Source organism: Paraburkholderia graminis C4D1M (genome assembly GCF_000172415.1).
In the GTDB taxonomy this organism is placed as follows: Bacteria; Pseudomonadota; Gammaproteobacteria; order Burkholderiales; family Burkholderiaceae; genus Paraburkholderia; species Paraburkholderia graminis.
Map to the genome: position 1 here is coordinate 1 of NZ_ABLD01000026.1, position 24,618 is coordinate 24,618.

Here is a 24,618-nt window from a genome sequence, read left to right on the forward strand (position 1 = left end):
TGCGATGGCGGGTTTCGTTTGCCGTCGCTGCTGTTCTAACCCAAGCAGCCGATTGGCTGACGGGACCAAGACTGACCGGGTACGCCATGGTGGTGTGACCGGATTAAGTTGGGAAAGATAAACCATGATCCAGACCGAAACTCGGCTTGAAGTGGCCGACAACACGGGTGCGCGTGAAGTCATGTGCATCAAGGTGCTCGGCGGCTCGAAGCGTCGTTATGCCAGCATTGGCGACATCATCAAGGTGACCGTCAAAGAAGCAACGCCGCGCGGGCGCGTGAAGAAAGGCGAAATTTATAACGCCGTGGTGGTTCGCACCGCCAAGGGCGTGCGCCGTCAGGACGGCTCGCTGATCAAGTTCGACGGCAATGCTGCAGTGCTGTTGAATGCCAAGCTCGAACCTATTGGCACCCGTATTTTCGGGCCTGTCACGCGCGAGTTGCGTAGCGAACGATTCATGAAGATCGTTTCGTTGGCACCTGAAGTGCTGTAAGGAGTCGCGATGAACAAGATTCGCAAAGGTGACGAAGTTATCGTCATCACCGGCAAAGACAAAGGCAAGCGCGGCGTCGTGCTGTCCGTTGGCGAAGGCAAGGTCATTGTCGAGGGTATCAACCTCGTCAAGAAACACGTCAAGCCGAACCCGATGAAGGGTACGACGGGTGGTGTGGAAGCCAAGACGATGCCGCTGCAAATTTCGAACGTCGCATTGGTCGACGCGAATGGCAAGGCATCGCGTGTAGGCATCAAGGTCGAAGGGGACAAGAAAGTTCGTTTCCTTAAGACGACCGGTGCCGAGCTGAGCGCCTGACGCTGCGGAGTAAAAAAATGGCTCGTTTGCAAGAGTTTTACAAAGAAAAGGTTGTACCCGGCCTCATCGAGAAGTTCGGTTACAAGTCCGTGATGGAAGTGCCGCGCATCACCAAGATCACCCTGAACATGGGCCTTGGCGAAGCGGTTGCTGACAAGAAGATCATCGAAAACGCCGTTGGCGACCTGACGAAGATTGCAGGCCAGAAGCCTGTGATCACGAAGGCACGCAAGGCAATCGCTGGCTTCAAGATCCGTCAGGGCTACCCGATCGGTGCAATGGTCACGTTGCGCGGTCAGGCAATGTACGAATTCCTGGACCGTTTCGTGACGGTTGCGCTCCCCCGTGTGCGCGACTTCCGTGGCGTGTCGGGTCGTGCGTTCGATGGTCGCGGCAACTACAACATCGGTGTGAAAGAGCAGATCATTTTCCCCGAAATCGACTACGACAAAATCGACGCACTGCGTGGGCTGAACATCAGCATCACGACGACTGCGAAGACCGACGACGAAGCAAAGGCTCTGCTCGCCAGCTTCAAGTTCCCGTTCAGAAACTGAGGTTACCGTGGCTAAACTGGCACTGATCGAACGTGAAAAGAAGCGTGCTCGCCTCGCTGCTAAGTACGCGCCTAAGCGTGCAGAGTTGAAGGCGATCATCGGCGATATGAGCAAGTCGGACGAAGAGCATTACGCAGCACGTCTGGAACTGCAACAACTGCCGCGCAACTCTAACCCGACCCGTAAGCGCAATCGTTGCGCGATTACTGGTCGCCCGCGTGGCACGTTCCGTAAATTCGGGCTGGCGCGTAACAAGATTCGCGAAATCGCGTTCCGCGGCGAGATCCCTGGCCTGACCAAGGCGAGCTGGTAATAGGAGAAACGTAAATGAGCATGAGTGATCCTATCGCCGATATGCTGACTCGCATCCGCAACGCGCAGATGGTCGAGAAGGTTTCGGTGACAATGCCCTCGTCGAAAGTCAAGGTTGCGATTGCGCAGGTCCTGAAGGACGAAGGCTATATCGATGATTTCGCAGTGAAGTCCGAAGGTGCGAAGTCTGAATTGAACATCGTGTTGAAGTACTACGCCGGCCGTCCGGTCATCGAGCGCATTGAACGCGTTTCGAAGCCTGGTCTGCGTGTGTACCGCGGCCGTAACGACATCCCCGTGGTCATGAATGGCCTCGGCGTGGCAATCGTGTCGACGCCCAAGGGCGTGATGACGGACCGCAAGGCGCGCGCAACGGGCGTTGGCGGCGAAGTCATCTGCTACGTCGCTTAAGGCCGAAAGGAGAGAAACATGTCTCGAGTAGGTAAGAGCCCGATCGCGCTGCAAGGCGCAGAAGTGGCCCTGAGCGATGATCGCATCACCGTCAAGGGCCCGCTGGGTACGATTACGCAGGCGGCAAACCGCCTCGTGAAAGTGGTGAACGACAACGGCATTCTGAAGATCGAGCCGGTTGACGAAAGCCGCGAAGCGAATGCGATGTCGGGCACGATGCGCGCACTGGTTGCGAACATGGTGAACGGCGTGACGAAGGGTTTCGAGCGCAAGCTGACGCTGGTAGGCGTCGGTTACCGCGCACAGGCGCAAGGCGACAAGCTGAATCTGTCGCTGGGTTTCTCGCACCCCGTGGTGCACCAGATGCCGGAAGGCGTGAAGGCTGAAACCCCGTCGCAAACCGAAATCGTGATCAAGGGGATCGACAAGCAGAAAGTTGGCCAGGTCGCTGCAGAAGTGCGCGGCTATCGTCCGCCGGAGCCCTACAAGGGCAAGGGCGTGCGCTATGCCAACGAGGTCGTGATCCTCAAAGAAACGAAGAAGAAGTAAGGGTGCGCAATCATGGATAAGACTCAATCTCGCCTGCGCCGCGCTCGTCAGACGCGTATCAAGATCGCTGAGCTGCAGGTCGCGCGTCTCGCCGTGCATCGCACGAACACGCACATCTATGCGCAAGTGTTCTCGCCGTGCGGCACCAAGGTGCTCGCCAGCGCGTCGACGCTCGAGGCCGAAGTGCGTGCGCAACTGGCTGATCAAACGGGCAAGGGCGGCAACGTCGCCGCTGCCACGCTGATTGGCAAGCGCATTGCAGAAAAGGCTAAGGCTGCCGGCATCGAATCCGTCGCCTTCGACCGTTCGGGTTTCCGTTACCACGGCCGCGTGAAAGCGCTGGCTGATGCGGCGCGCGAAGCCGGACTCAAGTTCTAAGGGAAGAATTCGTCATGGCAAAGATGCAAGCGAAAGTTCAGGCTGACGAACGCGACGACGGCCTGCGCGAAAAGATGATTTCGGTCAACCGCGTGACCAAGGTCGTGAAGGGTGGCCGCATTCTCGGCTTCGCCGCACTGACCGTGGTTGGCGACGGTGATGGCCGCGTCGGTATGGGCAAGGGCAAGGCGAAGGAAGTGCCGGTCGCTGTCCAGAAGGCGATGGAACAAGCCCGCCGCAACATGTTCAAGGTGCCGCTTAAGAACGGTACCCTGCAACACGAAGTGCACGGCAAGCACGGCGCATCGATGGTCCTCCTCGCTCCGGCGAAGGACGGTACCGGTGTGATCGCCGGCGGCCCGATGCGCGCAGTGTTCGACGTGATGGGCGTGCAGAACGTTGTGGCCAAGAGCCACGGCTCGACGAACCCGTACAACCTCGTTCGTGCAACGCTCGACGGTCTGCGCAAGCAGTCCACGCCGGGCGACATCGCGGCGAAGCGCGGCAAGTCCGTCGAAGATATTCTGGGCTAAGGTGGACACCATGTCTGAAAAAACTGTCAAGGTCCAGCTCGTCAAGAGCCTGATCGGCACCCGTGAAACGCACCGTGCAACGGTGCGTGGCCTGGGTCTGCGCCGACTCAACTCGGTCAGCGAGTTGCAGGACACGCCGGCCGTGCGCGGCATGATCAACAAGGTTTCGTACCTCGTTAAGGTCATCAGCTAAGCGGCTGACCAGGACTCAAGGAGTTGATAATGGAATTGAATGATCTGAAGCCGGCTGAAGGCGCGAAGCACGCAAAGCGTCGCGTTGGTCGCGGTATCGGCTCTGGCCTCGGCAAGACCGCTGGCCGTGGTCACAAGGGTCAGAAGTCGCGTTCGGGCGGCTTTCACAAGGTTGGCTTCGAAGGCGGTCAAATGCCGCTGCAACGTCGCCTGCCGAAGCGTGGCTTCACCTCGCTGACGAAGGAATTCGTCGGTGAAGTGCGTCTCTCGGATCTGGAAAAGCTGCCGGTCGACGAAATCGATCTGCTGGCTCTGAAGCAAGCCGGCCTGGTCGGCGAGCTGATCAAGAGCGCCAAGATCATCGCGACGGGCGAGCTGAAGCGCAAGATCGTTGTGAAGGGTCTGGGTGCGACGAAGGGTGCGCGCGCTGCTATCGAGGCAGCCGGCGGCTCTTTTGCCGAGTAACGCGCAAGTTATTTTGCCGTCACTAGCATTTGCATCGGAGAAGGTACTTGGCTAACAGCCCGAGTCTCGCAAAACCCGGTCGCAGCGCGGCGAAGTTTGGCGATCTGCGTCGGCGGGCAGTGTTTCTGCTGCTGGCGCTGATCGTCTACCGTGTCGGCGCGCACATTCCGGTGCCGGGTATCGACCCGGACCAACTGGCGAAGTTGTTCCAGAGCCAGTCGGGCGGCATCCTTGGCATGTTCAACATGTTCTCGGGTGGCGCGCTTTCGCGGTTCACGATTTTCGCGCTTGGGATCATGCCGTATATCTCGGCGTCGATCATCATGCAGTTGTTGGCAATTGTCTCGCCGCAACTCGAAGCGTTGAAGAAGGAAGGGCAGGCGGGGCAACGAAAGATCACGCAGTACACGCGTATCTTCACGGTCCTGCTGGCAACGTTCCAGGCTTTCGGTATTGCCGTAGCCCTGGAAAATCAGCCGGCTCTGGTGATCGATCCGGGAATGGTGTTTCGGTTGACGACGGTCGTGACGCTGGTGACGGGCACGATGTTCCTGATGTGGCTGGGTGAGCAGATCACGGAGCGCGGGCTTGGCAACGGTATCTCGATCATCATTTTCGGTGGTATTGCAGCGGGTTTCCCGAATGCAATCGGTGGTCTTTTCGAACTGGTGCGAACCGGCTCGATGAGCATCATCTCGGCGATTATCGTCGTCGCGCTGATCGCCGCAGTGACGTATCTGGTGGTGTTCATCGAACGCGGCCAGCGCAAGATCCTTGTGAACTACGCGAAGCGGCAAGTCGGTAACAAGATTTACGGCGGTCAATCTTCGCATTTGCCGCTGAAGTTGAACATGTCGGGCGTGATTCCGCCGATCTTCGCATCGTCGATCATTCTCTTCCCGGCAACCATCCTGAACTGGTTCAGTTCGGGGTCGCGCACCAGTTGGTTCGCAGACACGCTGCACAACGTGGCCGAGGCCATTAAGCCCGGTCAGCCCGTGTACGTGTTGCTGTACGCGTTGGCGATCGTTTTCTTCTGCTTTTTCTACACCGCGCTGGTGTTCAACAGCAGAGAGACGGCCGACAACCTGAAAAAGAGTGGCGCTTTCGTTCCTGGCATCCGCCCGGGCGATCAAACGGCGCGATATATCGACCGCATCCTCACGCGTCTGACGCTGGCCGGTGCGATCTACATCGTGTTTGTTTGCCTGCTGCCCGAGTTTCTGGTGCTGCGCTGGAACGTGCCGTTTTATTTTGGTGGAACGTCGCTGCTGATCATTGTCGTCGTCACAATGGATTTCATGGCGCAGGTGCAGTCGTACGTTATGTCGCAACAGTATGAATCGCTGCTGAAGAAGGCTAATTTCAAAGGCGGCGGCGTCCCGATGCGTTGAAAGGACTTATGGCCAAAGACGATGTTATCCAGATGCAGGGTGAAGTCATCGAAAACCTGCCTAATGCTACCTTCAGGGTGAAGCTGGAAAACGGCCATGTCGTATTGGGACACATATCCGGCAAGATGCGGATGCACTACATCCGAATCCTGCCGGGCGACAAGGTGACGGTTGAATTGACGCCTTACGATCTCTCGCGTGCGCGGATCGTGTTCCGGGCGAAGTGATTTGAAAAAAGGGTAATATCATGAAAGTGATGGCATCGGTTAAGCGCATTTGCCGCAATTGCAAGATCATCAAGCGCAAAGGCGTTGTGCGCGTGATTTGCAGCTCTGATCCGCGCCACAAACAGCGTCAAGGCTGAACGCCGCGCTTTTGCTTGCGCTTTTTGTTTGAGGAAAAACAATGGCTCGTATCGCAGGGGTTAACATCCCGAATCACCAGCATACTGAAATCGGCCTGACGGCTATTTACGGTATCGGCCGCACGCGCTCGCGCGACATTTGCGTCGCTGCTGGTGTGGCATTTTCGAAGAAGGTCAAAGACCTGAACGACGCAGACCTCGAAAAGCTGCGTGAAGAAGTCGGCAAGTTCATCGTTGAAGGCGATCTGCGCCGTGAAACGACGATGAACATCAAGCGCCTGATGGATCTCGGCTGCTACCGTGGCGTTCGGCATCGTAAGGGCTTGCCCCTGCGCGGCCAACGTACGCGTACGAATGCCCGTACGCGCAAGGGTCCGCGTCGTGCAGCGCAATCGCTGAAGAAGTAAGCGGAACTGACAGTTACAGGAAAACGTAATGGCTAAGGCTTCGAACAACTCCGCGGCGCAACGCGTTCGCAAGAAGGTCAAGAAGAACGTCGCCGAGGGCGTGGTTCACGTTCACGCGTCGTTCAACAACACCATCATCACGATCACCGATCGTCAAGGCAATGCACTTGCCTGGGCAACGTCGGGTGGTCAGGGCTTCAAGGGTTCGCGTAAATCGACCCCGTTTGCAGCTCAGGTGGCGGCCGAATCGGCTGGCCGCGTGGCGATGGAATACGGCGTGAAGAACCTCGAAGTGCGGATCAAGGGCCCCGGTCCTGGCCGTGAATCGGCGGTGCGCGCGTTGCATGGTCTTGGCATCAAGATCACGGCAATCTCCGACGTGACCCCGGTCCCGCACAACGGCTGCCGTCCGCCGAAGCGTCGTCGTATCTAAGACGCTGTTTTCGCTAGCGCCTGTTGCCGCTGGTTCAAGTGACCGGCGAAACAGGCTGCTTGCGCTATTGAATTGACTAAGCCCACCGTTCGACCCAAAGGGTTCGGACTAGCGCGAGTGCGAGCATTCGCGTGATCAATCAACGAAGGAATCAACGTGGCACGTTATATCGGCCCTAAGGCCAAGCTGTCCCGCCGTGAAGGCACTGACCTCTTCCTGAAGAGCGCCCGTCGTTCGCTCGCTGACAAGTGCAAGCTTGACAGCAAGCCTGGCCAGCATGGCCGCACCTCGGGTGCGCGTACGTCCGACTACGGCACGCAGCTGCGCGAAAAGCAAAAAGTGAAGCGCATCTACGGTGTTCTGGAGCGTCAATTCCGCCGTTACTTCGCCGAAGCGGACCGTCTGAAGGGCAACACGGGTGAAAACCTGCTGCAATTGCTCGAGTCGCGTCTGGATAACGTCGTGTACCGCATGGGCTTCGGTTCGACGCGTGCTGAAGCGCGTCAGCTGGTGAGCCACAAGGCGATCACGGTGAACGGCGTCGTGTCGAACATCCCGTCGATGCAAGTGAAGGCAGGCGACGTCGTCGCAGTGCGCGAACAGAAGAAGAAGCAAGCGCGTATTCTCGAAGCGCTGTCGCTGGCTGAGCAAGGCGGCATGCCGAGCTGGGTCGCCGTGGATTCGAAGAAGTTCGAAGGCACGTTCAAGTCCAAGCCGGAACGCAGCGACATCGCTGGCGATATCAACGAAAGCCTGATCGTCGAATTGTATTCGCGGTAATCGGATTAACGGCCGGGGCACCTCGTTGCGTTGCGCAAGGGGGCGTCTCGGCTGTTTATTTTCAGGTTGTTACCGGTCAGCCTTATCGGTGTAACGAGCCGAGGGTATTGAAAAGGAAAACCTATGCAAACCAGTTTGTTGAAGCCCAAGATCATCGCAGTTGAATCGCTGGGCGAAAGCCACGCGAAAGTGGTCATGGAACCGTTTGAACGCGGTTACGGCCACACCTTGGGTAACGCGCTTCGGCGCGTGCTGCTGTCGTCCATGATCGGCTATGCGCCGACCGAAGTGACGATCGCAGGCGTCGTACATGAATATTCGACGCTCGACGGTGTGCAAGAGGACGTGGTCAACCTGTTGTTGAACCTGAAGGGCGTGGTGTTCAAGCTGCATAACCGTGACGAAGTGACGGTTACGCTGCGCAAGGAAGGCGAAGGCGTTGTGACCGCTGGCGACATCGAGCTGGCGCACGACTGCGAAGTGATCAACCCTGACCACGTGATCGCGCATCTGTCGAAGGGCGGCAAGCTCGACGTTCAGATCAAGGTCGAAAAGGGCCGCGGCTACGTGCCGGGCAATGTGCGTCGTTATGGCGAGGAGTCGGCCAAGATTATCGGCCGTATCGTGCTGGACGCGTCGTTCTCGCCGGTTCGCCGCGTGAGCTACGCCGTTGAAAGCGCTCGCGTCGAACAGCGTACCGACCTCGACAAGCTCGTGATGAACATCGAAACGAACGGTGTGATTTCGCCGGAAGAAGCGATCCGTCAATCGGCGCGCATTCTGGTCGATCAGCTGTCGGTGTTCGCTGCACTGGAAGGCACCGAAGCAACGGCTGAAGCGCCGTCGCGCGCACCGCAGATCGATCCGATCCTGCTGCGTCCGGTCGATGATCTCGAACTCACGGTTCGTTCCGCGAACTGCCTGAAGGCCGAGAACATCTACTACATCGGCGACCTGATCCAGCGCACGGAAAACGAGCTGCTCAAGACGCCGAACCTGGGCCGCAAGTCGTTGAACGAAATCAAGGAAGTCTTGGCGTCGCGTGGTTTGACGCTCGGCATGAAGCTGGAAAACTGGCCGCCCGCAGGGCTGGATAAGTAACTCGGCAGTCATCCGGGGCAGAGCCCGCCGCTGTACTGGCAAGGACGCGGATTTTCCTTTAAAATCCGCGTCTTGTCTTTTTTCACTACCGGCCCGTGCACTCGCTACTTTGGTAGATCGAGCGCGATAGAAGAGCTGGATCAAAACTTTGAATCGAAGGAATTAACATGCGTCACCGTCATGGTCTGCGGAAACTGAACCGCACGAGCAGCCACCGTCTGGCAATGCTCCGTAACATGTCCAACTCGCTGATCGAGCACGAAGTCATCAAGACCACGCTGCCGAAGGCGAAAGAACTCCGTAAAGTTGTCGAGCCGCTGATCACGCTCGGCAAGAAGCCGTCGCTGGCAAACCGTCGTCTGGCGTTCAACCGCCTGCGCGATCGTGACTCGGTCACGAAGCTGTTTGAAGTCCTCGGCCCGCGTTACGCTACCCGTCCGGGCGGCTACCTGCGCGTGCTGAAGTTTGGCTTCCGCGTCGGCGACAACGCACCGATGGCTCTGGTCGAACTGCTCGATCGTCCGGAAGTTGAAGAAGTCGAAGTGCAAGAAGCTGAATAAGCTTTGAAGCGCTGATAGCACAGAAGAAAGCCAGGCTCACAGCCTGGCTTTTTTGTTTATGGCGGCAGGCGTAGTAGGCGCGCTGGCACAGGCGGCGAAACGCCGCATCCTCGCGTCCACGCGGTCGGGCAGCCAGCGGCGGTCCAAGACCAGGTGATACGATATTGACACGCAAATTGTGCCTGGCTGGAGCTTGCTGTGAACGTGAATGTGACTCTCCTTCTCACGACGGTGCCCGATGCGGCCGCTGCACAGAAGCTGGCCGCGGACGCATTGGCCGCACGCCTGTGTGCATGCGTTACGCAGCTCGGCCCGGTGCAGTCCAGTTACCATTGGCAGGGTCAGCTAGAAACGGCGCAAGAAATCCAGCTGCTGTTCAAGACCAGCGCCGCCCGCGTGCTTGAGCTCGAGCAGTACCTACAGGCAAACCATCCCTACGACACGCCGGAAATCCTGTCATGGCAAGCTGCCGCGTCGGCCGCCTATGGCCAGTGGATCACTTCTGAAACCCAACGTCCCCTACATGTTTAACGGTCTCAACCGACGCGCGCGTCACGCGTTGCGTGCCGCATTCCTCGTTTCCGCGTGCCTGATTCTCGCGCAGTTCGGCACGCTTGCCCGCGCTTCGGACGACTTCCTCGATCCTGCCGTCGCCTTCAAATTCAGCGCGACCGAGAAGCCCGGCGAGGTCGACGTGACCTACAAGATCGCGGACGGCTACTACATGTACCGCGAGCGCTTCGCATTTGCGGCCCGCAACGGAAACGCGACGATCGGCGAACCGCAGTTGCCGGCGGGTCATATCAAGTTCGATCAGACGTTCAACAAGAACGTTGAGACGTATCGCAACGAACTGACGATCCGGATTCCCGTGAAGCAGGCCGCAGGTGGGTTCGATCTGGCGGTCACATCGCAAGGCTGCGCCGACGCCGGCATCTGTTATCCGCCGATGGAGCGCGTCTACCACGTCAGCGGCGCAGCGCTGCTGCCTGCCGGCAGCGCGGCTGCGCCGCAGTCCACGGCACACGATGCGCCGTGGTACGAACGCGCCACCAGCGCCGACTACGCGCAATCGCTGCTGCAAGGCGGAGGTTTCCTCGCGATCATCGGGCTTTACTTCGTTGCGGGCATCGTGCTGAGCCTGCTGCCGTGTTCCTATCCGATGATTCCGATCCTGTCCGCCATCATCATCGGTGAAGGCGCGCGGGTCACGCGGGCGCGCGGCTTCGCGTTGTCGCTGGCCTATGTCATCGGGATGGCGCTCGTCTACACCGCGCTCGGCATTGCCGCCGCGCTGGTCGGGCAGAGTCTTGGCGCCTGGCTGCAGAATCCGTGGGTGTTGGGCGCGTTCGGCGTGCTGCTGACTATTTTCGCACTCACGCTGATCGCCGGGTTTGACATCGCGTTGCCGCAGCGCTGGCAGGAAGGCGCGTCGCACGCGTCGGCGGGACGTTCGGGCGGCAAGTTCGCAGCCGTCGCCGGAATGGGCGCGCTGTCGGCACTGGTGGTCGGCGCGTGCATGACTGCGCCGCTTTTCGCGGTGCTGGCCTTCATCGCGCATACGGGGAGCGCGGTGCTCGGCGGCGCGGCGCTGTTCGCAATGGGGCTAGGGCTTGGCGTGCCCCTGATGATTGTCGGTCTCGGCGCCGGGACTTTGCTGCCGCGCGCCGGCGCATGGATGGACGACATCAAGGTGCTGTTCGGCGTCGTGCTGCTCGCCGCGGCGCTGTGGATCGTGTGGCCTGTGCTCGGAGCAACCGCCACCATGTTGCTCAGCGCACTCTGGTTGCTGATCGCCGCCGCATGCTTGGGCCTTTTTTCCGCGCCTGGCGCGCAGGCGTCGATATGGCGGCGGCTTGGACGCGGCATCGGCGCGGCCCTCGCTGTTTGGGCGGCCGTGCTGCTGGTCGGACTTGCTGCGGGTTCGTCCGATCCATTGCGTCCGCTCGCCGTGCTGGCGTCGCGGTCGGCGGCGCCGGCCGCTACGTCTGTGGCTGGCGCGCCTCAAACCGCGTCGCACGACGATCTGGCGTTCCAGGCGGTGCGTTCATCGGCGGAACTGGACGGCGCCGTCAAAGCGGCGGCACAGCCCGCCATGCTCGATTTTTACGCGGACTGGTGCGTAAGCTGCAAAGAGATGGAGAAATTCACCTTCAGCGATCCGCGCGTCCAGGCGAAGTTAAAGCAGATGAATCTGCTGCGCGCCGACGTCACCGCGAATAACGCCGACGATCAGGCTCTGCTCAAGCGATTCGGCCTTTTCGGCCCGCCGGGGATTATCTTCTTCGACCGCGGCGGCAAAGAGGTGCTGCGTGTCGTCGGTTACGAATCGGCTGACAAATTCCTGCGTTCGCTCGAGCGGGCGAGTGCGCCGCAGACCTGATCGCACGCAAATCACACGACGATGTGCAACGCGCGGGGCTTACGTCCGCGTAAACGCACAAAAAAACGGAGGCGCGACTCAAAGTCCGCCTCCGTTTTCCATTTCTAGCGAGTTCTTCGCTACACGCGCTAACCTAAAATCCAACCCAAATCACTTCTGCGACCGTAGAATCCGCGCCGCATCCAGCGCGAAATACGTCAGAACCCCGTCCGCGCCCGCACGCTTGAACGCGAGCAGCGATTCCATCATCGCCTTGTCGTGATCGAGCCAGCCGTTCTGGGCCGCCGCTTTCAGCATCGCGTACTCGCCGCTGACCTGATAGACGTAGGTCGGGAACTGGAACTCGTCCTTCACGCGACGCACGATGTCGAGATACGGCATGCCCGGCTTGACCATCACCATATCGGCGCCTTCGTTGATGTCCGCCTGGACTTCGCGCAGCGCTTCGTTCGAATTCGCCGGGTCCATCTGGTACGTCATCTTGTTGCTTTTGCCGAGGTTCGTGGCCGAGCCCACGGCGTCGCGGAACGGGCCGTAGAACGCGGACGCGAACTTGGCCGCGTAAGCCATGATCCGCGTATGCACATGGTCCTCGCTCTCCAGCATTTCGCGGATGGCGCCAATGCGGCCGTCCATCATGTCAGAGGGCGCAACGATATCGACGCCGGCCTCGGCCTGCGCGCGCGCCTGCTCGATCAGGATTTCGACGGTTTCGTCGTTGATCACGTAACCCGTCTCGTCGAGCACGCCGTCCTGGCCGTGGCTCGTGTACGGGTCGAGCGCGACGTCGGTCAGCACGCCGAGCTCAGGGAAGTGCTTCTTGAGTTCGCGAACCGCGCGCGGGATGAGGCCCGCGGGGTTCGCCGCCTCGCGGCCATCGGGCGTTTTCAGCGACGGCTCGATCGCCGGAAACAGCGACAGCACCGGCACGCCCAGCTCGACGCATTGCTCGGCGACTTTCATCAGCAGATCGACGGAAACCCGGTCGACGCCGGGCATCGACGGCACCGCTTGGCGAATATTAGTGCCCTCGACCACGAACACGGGATAGATCAGGTCGTTGGTGGTGAGAATGTTTTCGCGCATCAGACGGCGCGAAAAGTCGTCGCGGCGCATGCGGCGCGGGCGATAGTGCGGGTAGAAGCTCATGTGGGATAGAAAACGTGAGTGTCTTGAGTGGGGCGGTGACACGAGCGGCACCAACTGCAGGCGGCCACTCGCGGAAACTTTTCAAGACAATGGTATATCATACCGATCGAGCAAGGCGCCTGGCGCTGACCTCCCCGCTTCTCCTCCCTGAGCGGGTGCCTGTCGTTTTTCGATTAGGCTGTTTGACCCGCCGTTAATGCGGCGGGTTTTTTTATGCGCCGACGAAAACGGCGCTTTCCCCGATTCGAAAACCAGGACTCGGCTTACTGCGCGGCGTCCGTTTCGCCTTTGGCGCCGGGGATCAGCCAGCTTTCGACCAATTCATGCGCCTCGTCGATACCGACACGCTTGAGCGCCGAAAAAAGCTGCGCCGTCAGTTCGCCCTGGTAGCCCGCGGCACGATACTCGGCGAAACCCTTCTGCGTTGTGCGCAACGCATTCACACTTTCCTGACGCGTCAATTTGTCGCATTTGGTCAGCAGCGCGTGAATCGGCTTGCCGGTCGGCGCGAACCACTCGATCATTCGCCGGTCCAGATCGGTCAACGGACGGCGCGAATCCATCATCAGAATCATGCCGCGCAATTGCGAGCGCGACTGCAGGTACGTGGAAAGCAGCGCCTCCCAGTGGGCCTTCGCCGCGCCGGGCACTTCGGCGTAGCCGTAGCCCGGCAGGTCGACCAGATGGGCGACCGGTTCGTCCTCGCGGCCGACCGAAAAGTAATTGATGTGCTGCGTGCGCCCTGGCGTCTTACTCGCGAATGCCAGCCGCTTCTGATTGCACAGAATGTTGATGGCCGTCGATTTGCCCGCATTCGAGCGCCCCGCGAAAGCGATCTCGGGCTGAGCGGTGGCAGGAAGATCGCGCAGGTGATTGACGGTCGTGAAGAAGCGCGATTGGTGGAGCAGGAAGGACATGAGCAGGCCAGAATTCGAGACGCCGGGGAACCCGGAGTGGGGACGGGTCAAGCCCGACTGGCGTCTTAGCGATTAGCGAGTTATTGTACAATACGATGGTTTACTGAAAACCTGAGGGGGCCAGCCCGCGTGCCTCGGCGGCTCCTGGCGGTCACTTGGGTCGCCGTCGTATTGTGCAAAACCTCTAAAATCCCACAAGACGAGACAGGGTGTGCGAATGAATCGACTGTGCAAGGCTCTGATGGTGTTTCAGGTAGCGGCAGGTCTTTCAGGTTTGGCAATTCAGGCACGAGCAGCAGATCCGGCAAAGCCGGACATCAACCGGGGGCAGGCAATCGCGGTGCAGGTTTGCGCGTCGTGTCACGGCGCAGACGGTAACAGCGCCGGCGGTGCCTATCCGAAGCTCGCGGGTCAGCATCCCGACTATCTCGTCAAACAACTCAAGGATTTCAAGCTGCAGCCCGGCGCCAAGCAGCCCGTGCGCAACAATGCGATCATGACGGGCATGGCTTCAGCGCTGTCGGATCAGGACATGGTCAACGTCGCTGCCTATTTCGCGACGCAGGCTCCGAAGCCCGGCTATGCGCACAACAAGAATACCGTGCCGCTCGGGCAGAAGATCTATCGTGGCGGTATCGCCGACAAGGGCGTGCCGGCATGTGCGAGCTGTCACGGGCCCACGGGTCAGGGTATTCCGTCGCAATATCCGCGTTTGTCGGGACAATGGGCGGAGTACACGGTGGCGCAGTTGAACGCGTTCACGCAAGGTCCGGGCGCGCGCAATAACAACGAGGCGATGCATGCTGTCGCAACGCGTCTGTCGGACAGCGAGATAAAGGCTGTTGCCGATTACATCGCGGGCCTGCACTAAGAGGTTCGCGCGCAAGTGCAACCGGCCCGTCGAGGCCGGTGAAAAACAAGAAAAGGGTGGGGGCGTCGTATCTACGATCGCCCTTCACCCTTTTTTGCTGTTCAGTCGGAGTATGAATGAGCGTCACCACGTCGGGTTTGCAGTCGAAGTCGGGCAATCGCGTCTTGCGCAGCGTCATCGAAGTATTGAGTTCGATGCGTTTTGCCATTGCGCTGCTTGTGATTCTGTCGATCGCCAGCATCATCGGCACCGTTCTCACGCAGGACGACCCTTACCCCAACTACGTCAATCAGTTCGGTCCTTTCTGGGCCGACATCTTCCGCTCGCTGAGCCTCTACACGGTCTACAGCTCGTGGTGGTTCATGCTGATTCTCGGCTTTCTGATGGTGTCGGTGTCGCTGTGCGTGATCCGCAACGCGCCGAAAATGATCGCCGATACGAAGAGCTGGAAAGACAAGGTCCGCGAAGCCAGCCTGCGTGCGTTCCATCACAAGGGCGAATTCGCGGTGCATGGCACGCGGGCGCAGACCGCGGCGGTGCTCGCGAAACTATCGGCGAAACTCGGCTATAAGTTCGTCACGCGGGAGTCCGAGGGCGCGACGCTCATCGCGGCCAAACGCGGCGCGTTGACCAAGCTCGGCTACATTTCCGCGCACATTGCAATCGTGGTGATCTGCCTGGGTGGCCTGCTCGACAGCAATCTGCCGATCAAGCTGCAAATGTGGCTCTTCGACAAGTCGCCGATCCGCGCCAACACGGTCATCAACGACATTCCGCCGGAACACCGTCTGTCGCAATCCAATCCGACGTTCCGCGGTTACGCGTGGGTGCCGGAAGGGCAGCACGTGTCGACGGCGATCCTGAACCAGCCGGACGGCTCGCTGATTCAGGACCTGCCGTTCTCGATCGAGCTGCAAAAGTTCATCGTCGACTATTACTCGACGGGCATGCCCAAGCTGTTCGCGAGCGACATCGTCGTGGTCGATCACAAGACCGGCGCCCGTGTGCCGGCGCGCATCGAGGTGAACAAGCCGTTCGAGTACGACGGCGTGTCGATCTATCAATCGAGCTTCCAGGACGGCGGCTCGCAAATGCAGATGACCGCGTTTCCGATGACCGGCGCAAGCGCGGCAACCGCGCCGTTCGGCGGCGCGATCGGCGGCAATGCGCCGTTGAGTTCCGCGACGCCGCTTGCAGACGGCCAGACGGTCGAGTTCACCGATTTCCGCGCGATCAACGTCGAAAACATTTCGAACGCCAACGGCCAGACGGATGCTCGCGGCGTCGCCGCGCACCGCTCGCTGAAGGAAGCGTTCGACGAGCGGCTCGGCTCCGGCGCGAAGACTTCGAAGCCGCTCGAGCTGCACAACGTCGGTCCTTCGGTGCAGTACAAGGTGCGCGACAAGGACGGCCAGGCGCGCGAGTACAACAACTACATGCTGCCGGTCACGGTGGGCGGCGAGCGGTTCTTCCTCGCCGGCATGCGCCTGAATCCCGACGATCCGTTCCGCTACCTGCGCATTCCCGCGGACAGCGGCGGCACCGTCAAGGAATGGATGAACCTGCGCGCCACGCTGGAAAATCCGGCGGCGCGCGCACAAGCCGCTCGCCGCTTCGCGCAGCGTTCGGTGCCCGAAGCGAACACCGAATTGCAGCAGCACCTGGAAGAAAGCGCGCTGCGCGTGCTGACCCTTTTTGCCGGCGCCGACACCAGCGTCAAGATGCCGAACGGCCAGCCGGTGGGCGGCTTCCAGGCGATCGCCGGATTCATCGACCATTCGGTGCCGAAGGGCGAGCAGGAAAAGGCCGCGGGTTTGCTGCTGCGTATGCTGGAAGGCTCGATGTGGGACCTGTGGCAACTGTCGCGCCAGCAACTCGGCGAGCCGCAGGCAGACGCGAACGCCGACGCGAGCCGCTTCGTCCAAAGCTCGATCAACGCGCTATCAGACAGCTTTTTGTATGGATCGCCGGTCTACTTGCAGCTCGATTCCTTCAAGCAGGTGCAAGCCTCGGTATTTCAGCTGACGCGCGCGCCCGGCAAAAAAGTCGTGTATCTTGGCAGCCTGCTCCTCGTATTGGGCATCTTCTCGATGTTCTACGTCCGCGAACGGCGCCTCTGGTTCTGGCTCAAAGATAGTGAGCAGGGCACGCATGTTGTGATGGCAATGTCGAGCGCCCGCAAGACGCTCGACTTCGAGAAAGAATTTGCTCAGACGCGCGACGCGGTCGGCGCCGCGCTGGGCGCGAAACCCGCTGATCCAGCATCCGGCAACGCGGGCGCGCAGTCCGCAAGCTCACAAGATTCGACCCGGTAATACCATGGACTTGACTCAGGTTTCCTCATCCTCTCCTTCCTCCTCCCGGCCTGCCAGGGCGGCCGCGGACGAAGCGCTCAACGCGGCTCAATACGACGAGCGGCCGTTTCTGAAGCGGCTCGGCATTGTCGACTGGCTGTTCGCCCTCGCGATGGTCGCGGGCGCCGGGTTCGCGCTGACGCGCTATCACCCGTTCATGAATTACTACGACAAACTGGTGCTGGTGTGCTCAGTGCCGGTGTTCGTCGTGCTCGGCTGGCGCTGGAAACCGGTGCGTCCGCTGATGGCGGGAATCGCGGCGCTGTCGCTGCTGGCCATCCAGATTTATCACGGCGATCTGAGCCGCGCCGACAACGCGTTCTTCCTGAAATACTTCCTGTCGAGCCAGTCCGCGATTCTGTGGATGAGCGCGCTCTTCGTCTTCGCGACCGTGTTCTACTGGATCGGCTTGCTGTCCCGTTCGCCGACGGGCGGCGCGATCGGCTCGCGCATGACGTGGGTTGCGGTGCTGATGGGGTTTGTCGGTCTGATGGTGCGCTGGTACGAGTCGTATCTGATCGGCGCGGACGTCGGCCATATTCCTATCTCGAACCTGTACGAAGTGTTCGTGCTGTTCAGCCTCATCACCGCGCTCTTCTATTTGTACTACGAGCAGCACTACAACACGCGCGCGCTCGGCGCCTTCGTGCTGCTGGTGATCAGCGCCGCCGTCGGCTTCCTGATGTGGTACTCGGTTGCCCGCGACGCGCAGCAGATTCAGCCGCTCGTTCCGGCTCTACAAAGCTGGTGGATGAAGATCCACGTGCCCGCGAACTTCATCGGCTACGGCAGTTTTGCGTTGTCGGCGATGGTGGCGGTCGCGTATCTGGCCAAGGAGCGCGGCGTGCTGGCCGATCGTCTGCCCGCGCTCGAAGTGCTCGACGACGTCATGTACAAGTCGATCGCCGTCGGTTTCGCGTTCTTCACGATCGCGACGATTCTCGGCGCGCTGTGGGCGGCCGAAGCGTGGGGCGGTTACTGGAGCTGGGACCCGAAGGAAACGTGGGCGCTGATCGTCTGGCTGAATTACGCGGCCTGGCTGCATATGCGTCTGATGAAGGGGCTGCGCGGCGCGGTTGCCGCATGGTGGGCGCTGACCGGCCTGCTGGTCACGACGTTTGCGTTCCTCGGCGTGAATATGTTTCTGTCGGGGCTGCATAGTTACGGCAAGCTGTAATATCCGCCGTTCTCGACCGACAAAGAACCGCCGCGTGTTTCACACCGGCGGTTTTTTTATGGCTGGCGGAATATTTGCGCATCGAATGTGTTTGTTTTATAGAGCGCGCATGGATAGCCCGACGAGCGATCATCACCTGGCCCCGTTAGATGTTTCAACGCAAGGGCCGCAAGGAGCAGCACGATGTGGATCAAGCGAAGCGACAGGATTCAACTCACCGGCGACGATATCGCTCGCAGCGAAATCACGCCGCAGCACATTTTCGAAAACCGGCGGCGCGTGCTGCAGGCGGCCGGCGCGTTGGCGCTCGGCGGTCTGATCGGCGTGAACGGCGAAGCGCTGGCTGCGTACACGTCGACCGATCCGAAGGCGCAGAAGCTCAGCGCGAAGACCAACGCGAAGTTCATCGCGCTCGACAAGATCACGCCGTTCAAGGACATCACCACCTACAACAACTATTACGAGTTCGGCACCGATAAGTCCGACCCGGCGCAGCACGCGGGCACGCTGCGTCCGCGTCCGTGGAAGGTGAGTGTCGAAGGCGAAATCAAGAACCCGAAGGTGTATGACATCGACGAGTTGCTCAAACTCGCGCCGCTGGAGGAGCGCGTGTATCGGCTGCGCTGCGTCGAAGGTTGGTCGATGGTGATTCCGTGGATCGGCGTGCCGCTCGCGGAACTCATCAAGCGCGTGCAGCCGACCGGCAACGCGAAATACGTGCAGTTCATCACGCTCGCGGATCCGTCGCAGATGCCGGGGCTTTCCACGCCGATACTCGACTGGCCTTACTCCGAAGGCCTGCGCATGGACGAGGCGATGAATCCGCTCACGCTGCTCACGATGGGCGTCTACGGTCAGGTGCTGCCGAATCAGAACGGCGCGCCGGTTCGCATCGTGGTGCCCTGGAAATACGGCTTCAAGAGCGCGAAGTCGCTCGTGAAAATCCGCTTTGTCGAGAAGCAGCCGCCGACGAGCTGGAACACGTACGCGTCGAGCGAGTACGGGTTTTATTCGAACGTGAACCCGAATGTCGACCACCCGCGCTGGAGCCAGGCGACCGAGCGGCGCATCGGCGAAGACGGGTTTTTTACGCCGAAGCGTAAGACGCTGATGTTCAACGGTTACGGCGATCAGGTCGCGTCGCTGTATCAGGGCATGGACCTGAAGAAAAACTTCTGAGCGACATGACGATGGCTTCCGATACTCAATCCGTCGCTCGCACAGAGCGCAACGCGCCACGAGCGCAGGCTCGCGCAACGCAGACGGCGGGCGCGACGGCGAAACGGACGACCGCCGGCGCGCGCTGGGTCGTGCCCGCGAAAATCGCGGTGTTTATCGCGGCGTGGTATCCGCTTGCGCGCATCGTGTTGTTCGGCATGACCGACCGGCTCGGCGCCAACCCGATCGAGTTCATCACGCGTTCCACGGGTCTCTGGACGCTCGTGTTTCTGTGCATCACGCTGGCCGTGACGCCGTTGCGTCGTCTGACAGGCGTCGCGGCGTTCGTGCGCTTTCGCCGCATGCTTGGGCTCTACGCGTTTTTCTACGCGACGCTGCATTTCACGACGTACCTGTGGTTCGACAAGTGGTTCGACGTCGCTGAAATCATCAAGGACATCGGCAAGCGGCCGTTCATCACCGTGGGCTTTGCCGCTTTCGTGCTATTGATCGCGTTGGCTGCCACGTCGCCGCGCGCAATGGTGCGCAAGCTCGGCCGCCGCTGGCAGACTTTGCATCGTGCGATCTACGTGATCGGAGCGCTGGCGATTCTGCATTTCTGGTGGATGAAGGCCGGCAAGCACGACCTGATTCTGCCGAAGATCTACGGCGCGATCATGCTGGCGCTGCTGGGCTGGCGCCTGATCGTGTGGCTGCGAGCGCGCAGTTTGAAGCCGCGTTAGACGAGCGCGCGCCGCAAACAAAAAAGGCGATGCCACCGAGGGCATCGCCTTTTTTATTCAATCGCCGGTTGAGACGTCGCGGCGCTGGTTACGCCGGCAAGATCGCTTCGCCCGCAAACAGTTGCTGGACTTCCTCGCGCGCGCGGACCACATGCGCCTGTGTACCATCGACCATCACTTCCGCTGCGCGCGGACGCGTGTTGTAGTTCGAGCTCATCACGAAGCCATAGGCGCCGGCCGAACGAATCGCGAGCAGATCACCCGGCTCGACGGACAGCAGCCGCTCGCGCCCGAGCCAGTCGCCGCTTTCGCAAACGGGACCGACGATGTCGTAGACATGCGCCGGCACGTCGCGCTTAACCGCGGCGTCGATCGCGTGATACGCGTCGTACATCGCGGGACGGGCGAGATCGTTCATGGCCGCATCGACGATGGCGAAGTTCTTTTCAGCGCCCGGCTTCAGAAACTCGACGCGCGTGAGCAGCACACCCGCGTTGCCGACGAGCGAACGGCCCGGCTCGAAGTACACCTCGCGATGGCCGTGGCCGCGCGCCTCGATCCGGTCGAGCACGGTGCGCACGAACTCGCCGATATCCGGCGGCGTTTCGTCGTCGTAGGTAATGCCCAGACCGCCGCCCACGTCGATATGACGGATCGTGACGCCGTCCTGCTCGATCTGCTCGACCAGTTCCAGAACCTTGTCGACCGCGTCGAGATAAGGCGCGATCTCGGTAATCTGCGAACCGATATGGCAGTCGATGCCGACCACCTCGAGGTTCGTCATGGCCGCGGCCGCCTGATAGGTCGCGCGCGCATCTTCGAACGCGACGCCGAACTTGTTCGACTTGAGCCCGGTGGAAATATACGGATGCGTTTTCGCGTCGACGTCCGGATTCACGCGCAGCGAAACCGGCGCCTTCTTGCCCATTTGGGCAGCGACCTGATTCAGCCGATCCAGCTCGGGAATTGACTCGACGTTAAAGCATTTGACGCCCGCCGCGAGCGCCTCGCGCATTTCGTTGGCATGCTTGCCCACGCCGGAAAACACGGTGTTTTCCGCTTTGCCGCCGGCGGCCAGCACGCGCGCCAGTTCGCCGCCCGACACAATGTCGAAGCCCGCGCCGAGACGCGCGAACACGTTCAGCACCGCTAGATTGCTGTTGGCCTTGACGGCGACGTGCACGCTCGCGCGACGGCCGGCGCATGCGCCCGCGTACGCGTTCCACGCGGCGGTGAGCGCGGCGCGCGAATAAACATAGAGCGGCGTGCCGAACTGTTCGGCGAGCGAAACGGCGGACACGCCTTCGGCGTGAAGCACGCCGTCGACGTAGTCAAATGCAGGTCGAGTCATGCGAAGGTCTTATTGAGCGGGAGTGGCGGCGGGCTGCGAGGTCGGCTGCGAAGCTGCCTTTGCAGCCGATGCAGCCGATGCAGCGGAAGCTGCGGACGTAGGCGATGCAGACAGCTCATCTGCCGGTGCAAGCGAAAGCGGCGTGCCGGAAGTATCGGGAATGGAGTCTGAGTCGGCAGCGGTTTCTGCGCCCGGTTTCACTTCATCAGGCGATGACGGCTGCGTGCGGTCGATCGGCTTGGCCGGCAACGGCGGCACCGTGGGCAAATAGAGCGAACCGCGTTGCCCGCAACCGGTGAGCGAACCGCCGAGCGCGCAACCTGCGAGAATGGCTAAACCCGCTACAATCGCGCGGCCGGGCGCCGCCGCGCGCATCCGAGATACGACTCGCATGACTGTCCCTGAATAAATAATCGATGGAGTTTAGCATGTCCGATAGTGATTACCTGACCCGCGCGGAGGCCGCGCTAGCCGTCATCGAACGCGCTTTGGACGACACCGAGGCCGACATCGAACTCGAGCGCAGCGGCAACGTGCTGACCCTCGAGTTCGCGAATCGCTCGAAGATCATCGTCAACCTGCAACCGCCTATGAGCGAGATCTGGATCGCCGCGAAAGCGGGCGGTTTTCACTACCGTTTCGTCGACGGCGAGTGGCGCGACACGCGCAGCGGCAAGGAATTTTTCGAGGCGCTCTCCGAATACGCGACGCAGCAGGCTGGCGAACCGGTCCACTTCGAAGCCTGAACGCAGAGTCGGGCTGTCGACGGAAAGAAGGTCAAAAAAAAGCCGCCGCGCATGATCTGCGCGGCGGCTTTTTTCTTCAGCAAGCGGGACGCTATGTCAGTGCCCGCGGAACAGATTCATGATGTCCTGCTTCTCCTGCTCGCCGACCTGTCCCGGCGCGGCGGATGCGGCGCTCGCTTCGTCGAGCGCCGCCTGGCTGATGCCGACCGTCGAGACAAAGCCGTGCCCCGGCGTGAATTCGTCGAAATACAGTTCGGAGCCGATTTCGGTCACGCCATCGGGCTTCGGCATCTTGTAGTCCGGCACGCCTTTGAGCGCGCGTCCCATGTACTCGATCCACACCGGCAACGCGAGGCCGCCGCCGGTTTCCTTGTCGCCGAGACTGCGCGGGTTGTCGTAGCCGATCCACGCAATCGCGGTGAGCGTGTGCTGATAGCCGGCGAACCAGGCGTCGCGCGAATCGTTCGTCGTGCCGGTCTTGCCGCCGAGATCCGTGCGCTTGAGCGCGTTGGACTTCGCGCCCGTGCCGCGCTGCGCGACGCTTTGCAGCAGGCTGTTCATCACATACGCGTTGCGCGGCTCGATAGCGTGCGGCGCGCTTTGCTCGGCGACGAGCGGCTGTGCGTGCGCGACGACGACGCCGCGCGGATCGGTGACCTCGGCGATCAGGTACGGGTTGATCCGATAGCCGCCGTTCGCGAACACCGAGAACGCGCCCGCCATCTGCAGCGGCGTGACGAGACCCGCGCCGAGCGCCATCGGCAGATACGCCGGATGGCGGTCCGCATCAAAGCCGAAGCGCGTGATGTACTGCTGCGCGTACTTCGTGCCGATGTGGTTGAGGATACGAATCGACACCAGGTTTTTCGACTTTTGCAAAGCGGTGCGCATGCTCATCGGCCCGTCGAAACCGCCGCCGTAGTTCTTCGGCTCCCACGGCTGGCCGCCCGTTTCCGCAGCGCTGAAAAAGAGCGGCGCGTCGTTGATGACGGTTGCCGGGCCGAGTCCTTTTTCGAGCGAAGCCGAATAGATGAACGGCTTGAAACTCGAGCCCGGCTGACGCCACGCCTGCGTGACGTGATTGAACTTGTTCTTGTTGAGTCGAAGCCGCCGACGAGCGCACGAATCGCGCCGTCCTGCGGCACGACGGAAACGAAGGCGCCTTCGACTTGCGGCAACTGCGTGATCGCCCACTCGCCTTCGTCGTTCTTCACGAGACGGATGATCGCGCCGGGCCGCAGCCGCTGATTCGGCTGCGCGCGTGCGCTTAGCGCCGATTGCGCGAAGCGCAGGCCGTCGCCCTGAATGGTCGCCACATTGCCGTCGATAAACGTGGCCTGCACCTGCTTCGGGCTCGCCGCGGTCACGACTGCCGCAATGATTTCGCCGTTATCCGGATGCTCGAGCAGCGCGTCGTCGATGGCCTGCTCGCGGTCGTCCGCGTCCGACGGCAAATCGATGAACGCCTCCGGGCCGCGATAACCGTGGCGCCGCTCATAGTCCGTCAAACCTTTGCGCAACGCGCGATAGGCGACGTCCTGATCGGCGGAGTCGATCGTCGTCACGACGTTCAGGCCGCGCGTGTACGCTTCCTCGCGGTACTGCGCGTACATCATCTGCCGCACCATTTCCGCGACATACTCCGCGTGCACGCTGAATTCCTTGCCGGCGCCCTTCACGACAAGCGGCTGACGGCTCGCTTCGTCGTACTGCTGCTGGTTGATGTAATGCAGCTCGTACATGCGCTGAAGGATGTACTCCTGGCGCACCTTCGCGCGCTTCGGATTCACCACGGGGTTATACGCGGACGGCGCCTTCGGCAAGCCGGCCAGCATCGCAGATTCCGCGAGCGTCAGGTCCTTCAGATCCTTGCCGAAATACACGCGTGCCGCGCTCGCGAACCCATATGCGCGCTGACCCAGATAGATCTGATTCATATACACCTCGAGAATCTGATCCTTGCTGAGCTTCGACTCGATCTTGTACGCGAGCAGCATCTCGTAGATCTTGCGCGTATAGGTCTTCTCGCTGGAGAGAAAGAAGTTGCGCGCGACCTGCATCGTGATCGTGCTCGCGCCTTGCGTCGCGTGGCCATTGGTCAGCGCGACGAAGCCGGCGCGCGCGATGCCCGTCAGGTCGACGCCGCCGTGATCGTAAAAGCGCGCGTCTTCAATGGCGAGCACGGCCTTCTTCAGGCTGTCGGGCACGTCCTGAATGCGGACGATGTCGCGGCGTTCTTCGCCGAATTCACCGATCAGCACGTGATCGGCCGTATAGATGCGCAGCGGCACTTTCGGCCGGTAGTCGGTGAGCGCTTCGAGCGAGGGCAGGTTAGGCGTCGCGACCACGAGCGCATAACCGAGCACCAGCAGCACGCACGCGATGCCCGCGACGATCAGACCAAAAAACCCAAGCAGCAGCTTGAGCCACAACGGGCGTTTGCGCTTAGGCGGCGCGGGCGGCGGAGAGGTGGGAGACGTGGATTGCATATAGGCACCAAAAAACAGTCCCGCGATTATAGC

30 protein-coding genes and 1 pseudogene are annotated in these 24,618 nt (G+C 60.9%); 26 read left to right on the top strand and 5 right to left on the bottom strand.

Annotated features, from left to right (window positions below):
- Nucleotides 1–124 precede the first annotated feature (124 nt).
- The 20 genes from rplN to dsbD all read left to right on the top strand — a co-directional run bounded on the left by rplN (nucleotide 125) and on the right by dsbD (nucleotide 11,630).
- Complete coding sequence (gene rplN, locus BGRAMDRAFT_RS27740; protein WP_006052212.1) at nucleotides 125–493, top strand: 50S ribosomal protein L14; 369 nt, start codon at nucleotides 125–127, stop codon at nucleotides 491–493.
- Between the two features lie 9 nt (nucleotides 494–502).
- Complete coding sequence (gene rplX / locus BGRAMDRAFT_RS27745) at nucleotides 503–811, top strand: 50S ribosomal protein L24 (RefSeq protein ID WP_006052213.1); 309 nt, start codon at nucleotides 503–505, stop codon at nucleotides 809–811.
- 17 nt (nucleotides 812–828) lie between these two features.
- On the top strand, nucleotides 829–1,368 hold the full coding sequence (gene rplE / locus BGRAMDRAFT_RS27750) for a 50S ribosomal protein L5 (RefSeq protein ID WP_006052214.1): 540 nt from the start codon (nucleotides 829–831) through the stop codon (nucleotides 1,366–1,368).
- 7 nt (nucleotides 1,369–1,375) lie between these two features.
- Entirely contained in the window at nucleotides 1,376–1,681 is a 306-nt protein-coding gene (rpsN, locus tag BGRAMDRAFT_RS27755) for a 30S ribosomal protein S14 (RefSeq protein ID WP_006052215.1), read from the top strand.
- 14 nt (nucleotides 1,682–1,695) lie between these two features.
- Entirely contained in the window at nucleotides 1,696–2,091 is a 396-nt protein-coding gene (gene rpsH / locus BGRAMDRAFT_RS27760) for a 30S ribosomal protein S8 (RefSeq protein WP_006052216.1), read from the top strand.
- 18 nt (nucleotides 2,092–2,109) lie between these two features.
- Nucleotides 2,110–2,640, top strand: a complete 531-nt coding sequence (gene rplF, locus BGRAMDRAFT_RS27765) for a 50S ribosomal protein L6 (RefSeq protein ID WP_006052217.1) — start codon at nucleotides 2,110–2,112, stop codon at nucleotides 2,638–2,640.
- 12 nt (nucleotides 2,641–2,652) lie between these two features.
- Nucleotides 2,653–3,018, top strand: a complete 366-nt coding sequence (gene rplR, locus BGRAMDRAFT_RS27770; RefSeq protein WP_006052218.1) for a 50S ribosomal protein L18 — start codon at nucleotides 2,653–2,655, stop codon at nucleotides 3,016–3,018.
- A gap of 14 nt (nucleotides 3,019–3,032) precedes the next feature.
- Nucleotides 3,033–3,551 (top strand): 30S ribosomal protein S5, encoded by a 519-nt coding sequence (gene rpsE / locus BGRAMDRAFT_RS27775; protein WP_006052219.1) that lies wholly within the window; start codon nucleotides 3,033–3,035, stop codon nucleotides 3,549–3,551.
- Between the two features lie 10 nt (nucleotides 3,552–3,561).
- On the top strand, nucleotides 3,562–3,744 hold the full coding sequence (gene rpmD / locus BGRAMDRAFT_RS27780; RefSeq protein ID WP_006052220.1) for a 50S ribosomal protein L30: 183 nt from the start codon (nucleotides 3,562–3,564) through the stop codon (nucleotides 3,742–3,744).
- 29 nt (nucleotides 3,745–3,773) lie between these two features.
- On the top strand, nucleotides 3,774–4,208 hold the full coding sequence (gene rplO / locus BGRAMDRAFT_RS27785) for a 50S ribosomal protein L15 (protein WP_006052221.1): 435 nt from the start codon (nucleotides 3,774–3,776) through the stop codon (nucleotides 4,206–4,208).
- A 47-nt stretch (nucleotides 4,209–4,255) separates the two neighbouring features.
- Nucleotides 4,256–5,602, top strand: a complete 1,347-nt coding sequence (secY, locus tag BGRAMDRAFT_RS27790) for a preprotein translocase subunit SecY (protein WP_006052222.1) — start codon at nucleotides 4,256–4,258, stop codon at nucleotides 5,600–5,602.
- Nucleotides 5,603–5,610: 8 nt separating this feature from the next.
- Complete coding sequence (infA, locus tag BGRAMDRAFT_RS27795; protein WP_004521905.1) at nucleotides 5,611–5,829, top strand: translation initiation factor IF-1; 219 nt, start codon at nucleotides 5,611–5,613, stop codon at nucleotides 5,827–5,829.
- Nucleotides 5,830–5,849: 20 nt separating this feature from the next.
- Nucleotides 5,850–5,966 (top strand): 50S ribosomal protein L36, encoded by a 117-nt coding sequence (rpmJ, locus tag BGRAMDRAFT_RS27800; RefSeq protein ID WP_004199844.1) that lies wholly within the window; start codon nucleotides 5,850–5,852, stop codon nucleotides 5,964–5,966.
- A gap of 41 nt (nucleotides 5,967–6,007) precedes the next feature.
- Nucleotides 6,008–6,373, top strand: coding sequence for a 30S ribosomal protein S13 (rpsM, locus tag BGRAMDRAFT_RS27805; RefSeq protein WP_006052223.1), 366 nt, complete (start codon nucleotides 6,008–6,010; stop codon nucleotides 6,371–6,373).
- A 28-nt stretch (nucleotides 6,374–6,401) separates the two neighbouring features.
- Nucleotides 6,402–6,806, top strand: coding sequence for a 30S ribosomal protein S11 (rpsK, locus tag BGRAMDRAFT_RS27810; RefSeq protein WP_006052224.1), 405 nt, complete (start codon nucleotides 6,402–6,404; stop codon nucleotides 6,804–6,806).
- Nucleotides 6,807–6,962: 156 nt separating this feature from the next.
- A complete protein-coding gene (gene rpsD, locus BGRAMDRAFT_RS27815) occupies nucleotides 6,963–7,586 on the top strand; it encodes a 30S ribosomal protein S4 (RefSeq protein WP_006052225.1) in 624 nt (207 codons plus the stop codon).
- A 123-nt stretch (nucleotides 7,587–7,709) separates the two neighbouring features.
- The gene (locus BGRAMDRAFT_RS27820) at nucleotides 7,710–8,687 is read left to right on the top strand and encodes a DNA-directed RNA polymerase subunit alpha (protein WP_006052226.1); all 978 of its coding nucleotides are present in this window, start codon (nucleotides 7,710–7,712) and stop codon (nucleotides 8,685–8,687) included.
- Nucleotides 8,688–8,854: 167 nt separating this feature from the next.
- On the top strand, nucleotides 8,855–9,247 hold the full coding sequence (rplQ, locus tag BGRAMDRAFT_RS27825) for a 50S ribosomal protein L17 (RefSeq protein ID WP_006052227.1): 393 nt from the start codon (nucleotides 8,855–8,857) through the stop codon (nucleotides 9,245–9,247).
- A gap of 198 nt (nucleotides 9,248–9,445) precedes the next feature.
- A complete protein-coding gene (gene cutA / locus BGRAMDRAFT_RS27830) occupies nucleotides 9,446–9,778 on the top strand; it encodes a divalent-cation tolerance protein CutA (RefSeq protein ID WP_006052228.1) in 333 nt (110 codons plus the stop codon).
- Complete coding sequence (gene dsbD / locus BGRAMDRAFT_RS27835; RefSeq protein WP_044021923.1) at nucleotides 9,771–11,630, top strand: protein-disulfide reductase DsbD; 1,860 nt, start codon at nucleotides 9,771–9,773, stop codon at nucleotides 11,628–11,630. The genes cutA and dsbD overlap by 8 nt, the downstream gene beginning before the upstream one ends.
- 150 nt (nucleotides 11,631–11,780) lie before the next feature.
- Here the strand turns inward: dsbD and hemB are convergent, their stop codons facing one another.
- Both hemB and yihA read right to left on the bottom strand, forming a co-directional pair.
- Entirely contained in the window at nucleotides 11,781–12,779 is a 999-nt protein-coding gene (gene hemB / locus BGRAMDRAFT_RS27840) for a porphobilinogen synthase (protein WP_006052230.1), read from the bottom strand.
- Nucleotides 12,780–13,042: 263 nt separating this feature from the next.
- The gene (gene yihA / locus BGRAMDRAFT_RS27845; protein WP_006052231.1) at nucleotides 13,043–13,696 is read right to left on the bottom strand and encodes a ribosome biogenesis GTP-binding protein YihA/YsxC; all 654 of its coding nucleotides are present in this window, start codon (nucleotides 13,694–13,696) and stop codon (nucleotides 13,043–13,045) included.
- A gap of 217 nt (nucleotides 13,697–13,913) precedes the next feature.
- On the opposite strand from yihA, the gene BGRAMDRAFT_RS27850 reads away from it, so the two are divergent.
- The 5 genes from BGRAMDRAFT_RS27850 to msrQ all read left to right on the top strand — a co-directional run bounded on the left by BGRAMDRAFT_RS27850 (nucleotide 13,914) and on the right by msrQ (nucleotide 19,999).
- Nucleotides 13,914–14,567, top strand: a complete 654-nt coding sequence (locus tag BGRAMDRAFT_RS27850; RefSeq protein ID WP_006052232.1) for a c-type cytochrome — start codon at nucleotides 13,914–13,916, stop codon at nucleotides 14,565–14,567.
- A 116-nt stretch (nucleotides 14,568–14,683) separates the two neighbouring features.
- Nucleotides 14,684–16,882: a cytochrome c biogenesis protein ResB gene (locus BGRAMDRAFT_RS27855; protein WP_006052233.1), complete on the top strand. Its 2,199-nt coding sequence runs from the start codon at nucleotides 14,684–14,686 to the stop codon at nucleotides 16,880–16,882.
- Between the two features lie 4 nt (nucleotides 16,883–16,886).
- Complete coding sequence (ccsB, locus tag BGRAMDRAFT_RS27860; protein ID WP_006052234.1) at nucleotides 16,887–18,098, top strand: c-type cytochrome biogenesis protein CcsB; 1,212 nt, start codon at nucleotides 16,887–16,889, stop codon at nucleotides 18,096–18,098.
- A 183-nt stretch (nucleotides 18,099–18,281) separates the two neighbouring features.
- A complete protein-coding gene (gene msrP / locus BGRAMDRAFT_RS27865) occupies nucleotides 18,282–19,277 on the top strand; it encodes a protein-methionine-sulfoxide reductase catalytic subunit MsrP (protein WP_006052235.1) in 996 nt (331 codons plus the stop codon).
- 11 nt (nucleotides 19,278–19,288) lie between these two features.
- Complete coding sequence (gene msrQ / locus BGRAMDRAFT_RS27870) at nucleotides 19,289–19,999, top strand: protein-methionine-sulfoxide reductase heme-binding subunit MsrQ (RefSeq protein ID WP_006052236.1); 711 nt, start codon at nucleotides 19,289–19,291, stop codon at nucleotides 19,997–19,999.
- 88 nt (nucleotides 20,000–20,087) lie between these two features.
- On the opposite strand, the gene lysA is transcribed toward msrQ, so the two are convergent.
- Both lysA and BGRAMDRAFT_RS27880 read right to left on the bottom strand, forming a co-directional pair.
- Nucleotides 20,088–21,350, bottom strand: a complete 1,263-nt coding sequence (gene lysA / locus BGRAMDRAFT_RS27875) for a diaminopimelate decarboxylase (RefSeq protein ID WP_006052237.1) — start codon at nucleotides 21,348–21,350, stop codon at nucleotides 20,088–20,090.
- 9 nt (nucleotides 21,351–21,359) lie between these two features.
- Nucleotides 21,360–21,743 (bottom strand): lipoprotein, encoded by a 384-nt coding sequence (locus BGRAMDRAFT_RS27880; protein WP_044021925.1) that lies wholly within the window; start codon nucleotides 21,741–21,743, stop codon nucleotides 21,360–21,362.
- A gap of 35 nt (nucleotides 21,744–21,778) precedes the next feature.
- Here BGRAMDRAFT_RS27880 and cyaY point away from each other — a divergent pair, with 35 nt between their 5' ends.
- Nucleotides 21,779–22,096: an iron donor protein CyaY gene (gene cyaY, locus BGRAMDRAFT_RS27885; RefSeq protein ID WP_006052238.1), complete on the top strand. Its 318-nt coding sequence runs from the start codon at nucleotides 21,779–21,781 to the stop codon at nucleotides 22,094–22,096.
- Between the two features lie 96 nt (nucleotides 22,097–22,192).
- Here cyaY and BGRAMDRAFT_RS27890 read toward each other — a convergent pair.
- Nucleotides 22,193–24,585, bottom strand: a pseudogene (locus BGRAMDRAFT_RS27890) (penicillin-binding protein 1A).
- Nucleotides 24,586–24,618 lie beyond the last annotated feature (33 nt).

What these genes read in the sequence shown, in the direction of transcription:
- rpsK (WP_006052224.1), top strand. Translation starts at nt 6,402, where the DNA reads ATGGCTAAGGCTTCGAACAACTCCGCGGCGCAACGCGTTCGCAAGAAG.
- rpsH (WP_006052216.1), top strand. Translation starts at nt 1,696, where the DNA reads ATGAGCATGAGTGATCCTATCGCCGATATGCTGACTCGCATCCGCAAC.
- rpsM (WP_006052223.1), top strand. Translation starts at nt 6,008, where the DNA reads ATGGCTCGTATCGCAGGGGTTAACATCCCGAATCACCAGCATACTGAA.
- rplF (WP_006052217.1), top strand. Translation starts at nt 2,110, where the DNA reads ATGTCTCGAGTAGGTAAGAGCCCGATCGCGCTGCAAGGCGCAGAAGTG.
- cyaY (WP_006052238.1), top strand. Translation starts at nt 21,779, where the DNA reads ATGTCCGATAGTGATTACCTGACCCGCGCGGAGGCCGCGCTAGCCGTC.
- rplR (WP_006052218.1), top strand. Translation starts at nt 2,653, where the DNA reads ATGGATAAGACTCAATCTCGCCTGCGCCGCGCTCGTCAGACGCGTATC.
- rpsE (WP_006052219.1), top strand. Translation starts at nt 3,033, where the DNA reads ATGGCAAAGATGCAAGCGAAAGTTCAGGCTGACGAACGCGACGACGGC.
- rplQ (WP_006052227.1), top strand. Translation starts at nt 8,855, where the DNA reads ATGCGTCACCGTCATGGTCTGCGGAAACTGAACCGCACGAGCAGCCAC.
- yihA (WP_006052231.1), bottom strand. Translation starts at nt 13,696, where the DNA reads ATGTCCTTCCTGCTCCACCAATCGCGCTTCTTCACGACCGTCAATCAC.
- dsbD (WP_044021923.1), top strand. Translation starts at nt 9,771, where the DNA reads ATGTTTAACGGTCTCAACCGACGCGCGCGTCACGCGTTGCGTGCCGCA.
- BGRAMDRAFT_RS27850 (WP_006052232.1), top strand. Translation starts at nt 13,914, where the DNA reads ATGAATCGACTGTGCAAGGCTCTGATGGTGTTTCAGGTAGCGGCAGGT.
- rpmJ (WP_004199844.1), top strand. Translation starts at nt 5,850, where the DNA reads ATGAAAGTGATGGCATCGGTTAAGCGCATTTGCCGCAATTGCAAGATC.
- lysA (WP_006052237.1), bottom strand. Translation starts at nt 21,350, where the DNA reads ATGACTCGACCTGCATTTGACTACGTCGACGGCGTGCTTCACGCCGAA.
- rplO (WP_006052221.1), top strand. Translation starts at nt 3,774, where the DNA reads ATGGAATTGAATGATCTGAAGCCGGCTGAAGGCGCGAAGCACGCAAAG.
- infA (WP_004521905.1), top strand. Translation starts at nt 5,611, where the DNA reads ATGGCCAAAGACGATGTTATCCAGATGCAGGGTGAAGTCATCGAAAAC.
- rpmD (WP_006052220.1), top strand. Translation starts at nt 3,562, where the DNA reads ATGTCTGAAAAAACTGTCAAGGTCCAGCTCGTCAAGAGCCTGATCGGC.
- msrQ (WP_006052236.1), top strand. Translation starts at nt 19,289, where the DNA reads ATGGCTTCCGATACTCAATCCGTCGCTCGCACAGAGCGCAACGCGCCA.
- BGRAMDRAFT_RS27855 (WP_006052233.1), top strand. Translation starts at nt 14,684, where the DNA reads ATGAGCGTCACCACGTCGGGTTTGCAGTCGAAGTCGGGCAATCGCGTC.
- rplX (WP_006052213.1), top strand. Translation starts at nt 503, where the DNA reads ATGAACAAGATTCGCAAAGGTGACGAAGTTATCGTCATCACCGGCAAA.
- rplE (WP_006052214.1), top strand. Translation starts at nt 829, where the DNA reads ATGGCTCGTTTGCAAGAGTTTTACAAAGAAAAGGTTGTACCCGGCCTC.
- msrP (WP_006052235.1), top strand. Translation starts at nt 18,282, where the DNA reads ATGTGGATCAAGCGAAGCGACAGGATTCAACTCACCGGCGACGATATC.
- rplN (WP_006052212.1), top strand. Translation starts at nt 125, where the DNA reads ATGATCCAGACCGAAACTCGGCTTGAAGTGGCCGACAACACGGGTGCG.
- hemB (WP_006052230.1), bottom strand. Translation starts at nt 12,779, where the DNA reads ATGAGCTTCTACCCGCACTATCGCCCGCGCCGCATGCGCCGCGACGAC.
- BGRAMDRAFT_RS27820 (WP_006052226.1), top strand. Translation starts at nt 7,710, where the DNA reads ATGCAAACCAGTTTGTTGAAGCCCAAGATCATCGCAGTTGAATCGCTG.
- ccsB (WP_006052234.1), top strand. Translation starts at nt 16,887, where the DNA reads ATGGACTTGACTCAGGTTTCCTCATCCTCTCCTTCCTCCTCCCGGCCT.
- BGRAMDRAFT_RS27880 (WP_044021925.1), bottom strand. Translation starts at nt 21,743, where the DNA reads ATGCGAGTCGTATCTCGGATGCGCGCGGCGGCGCCCGGCCGCGCGATT.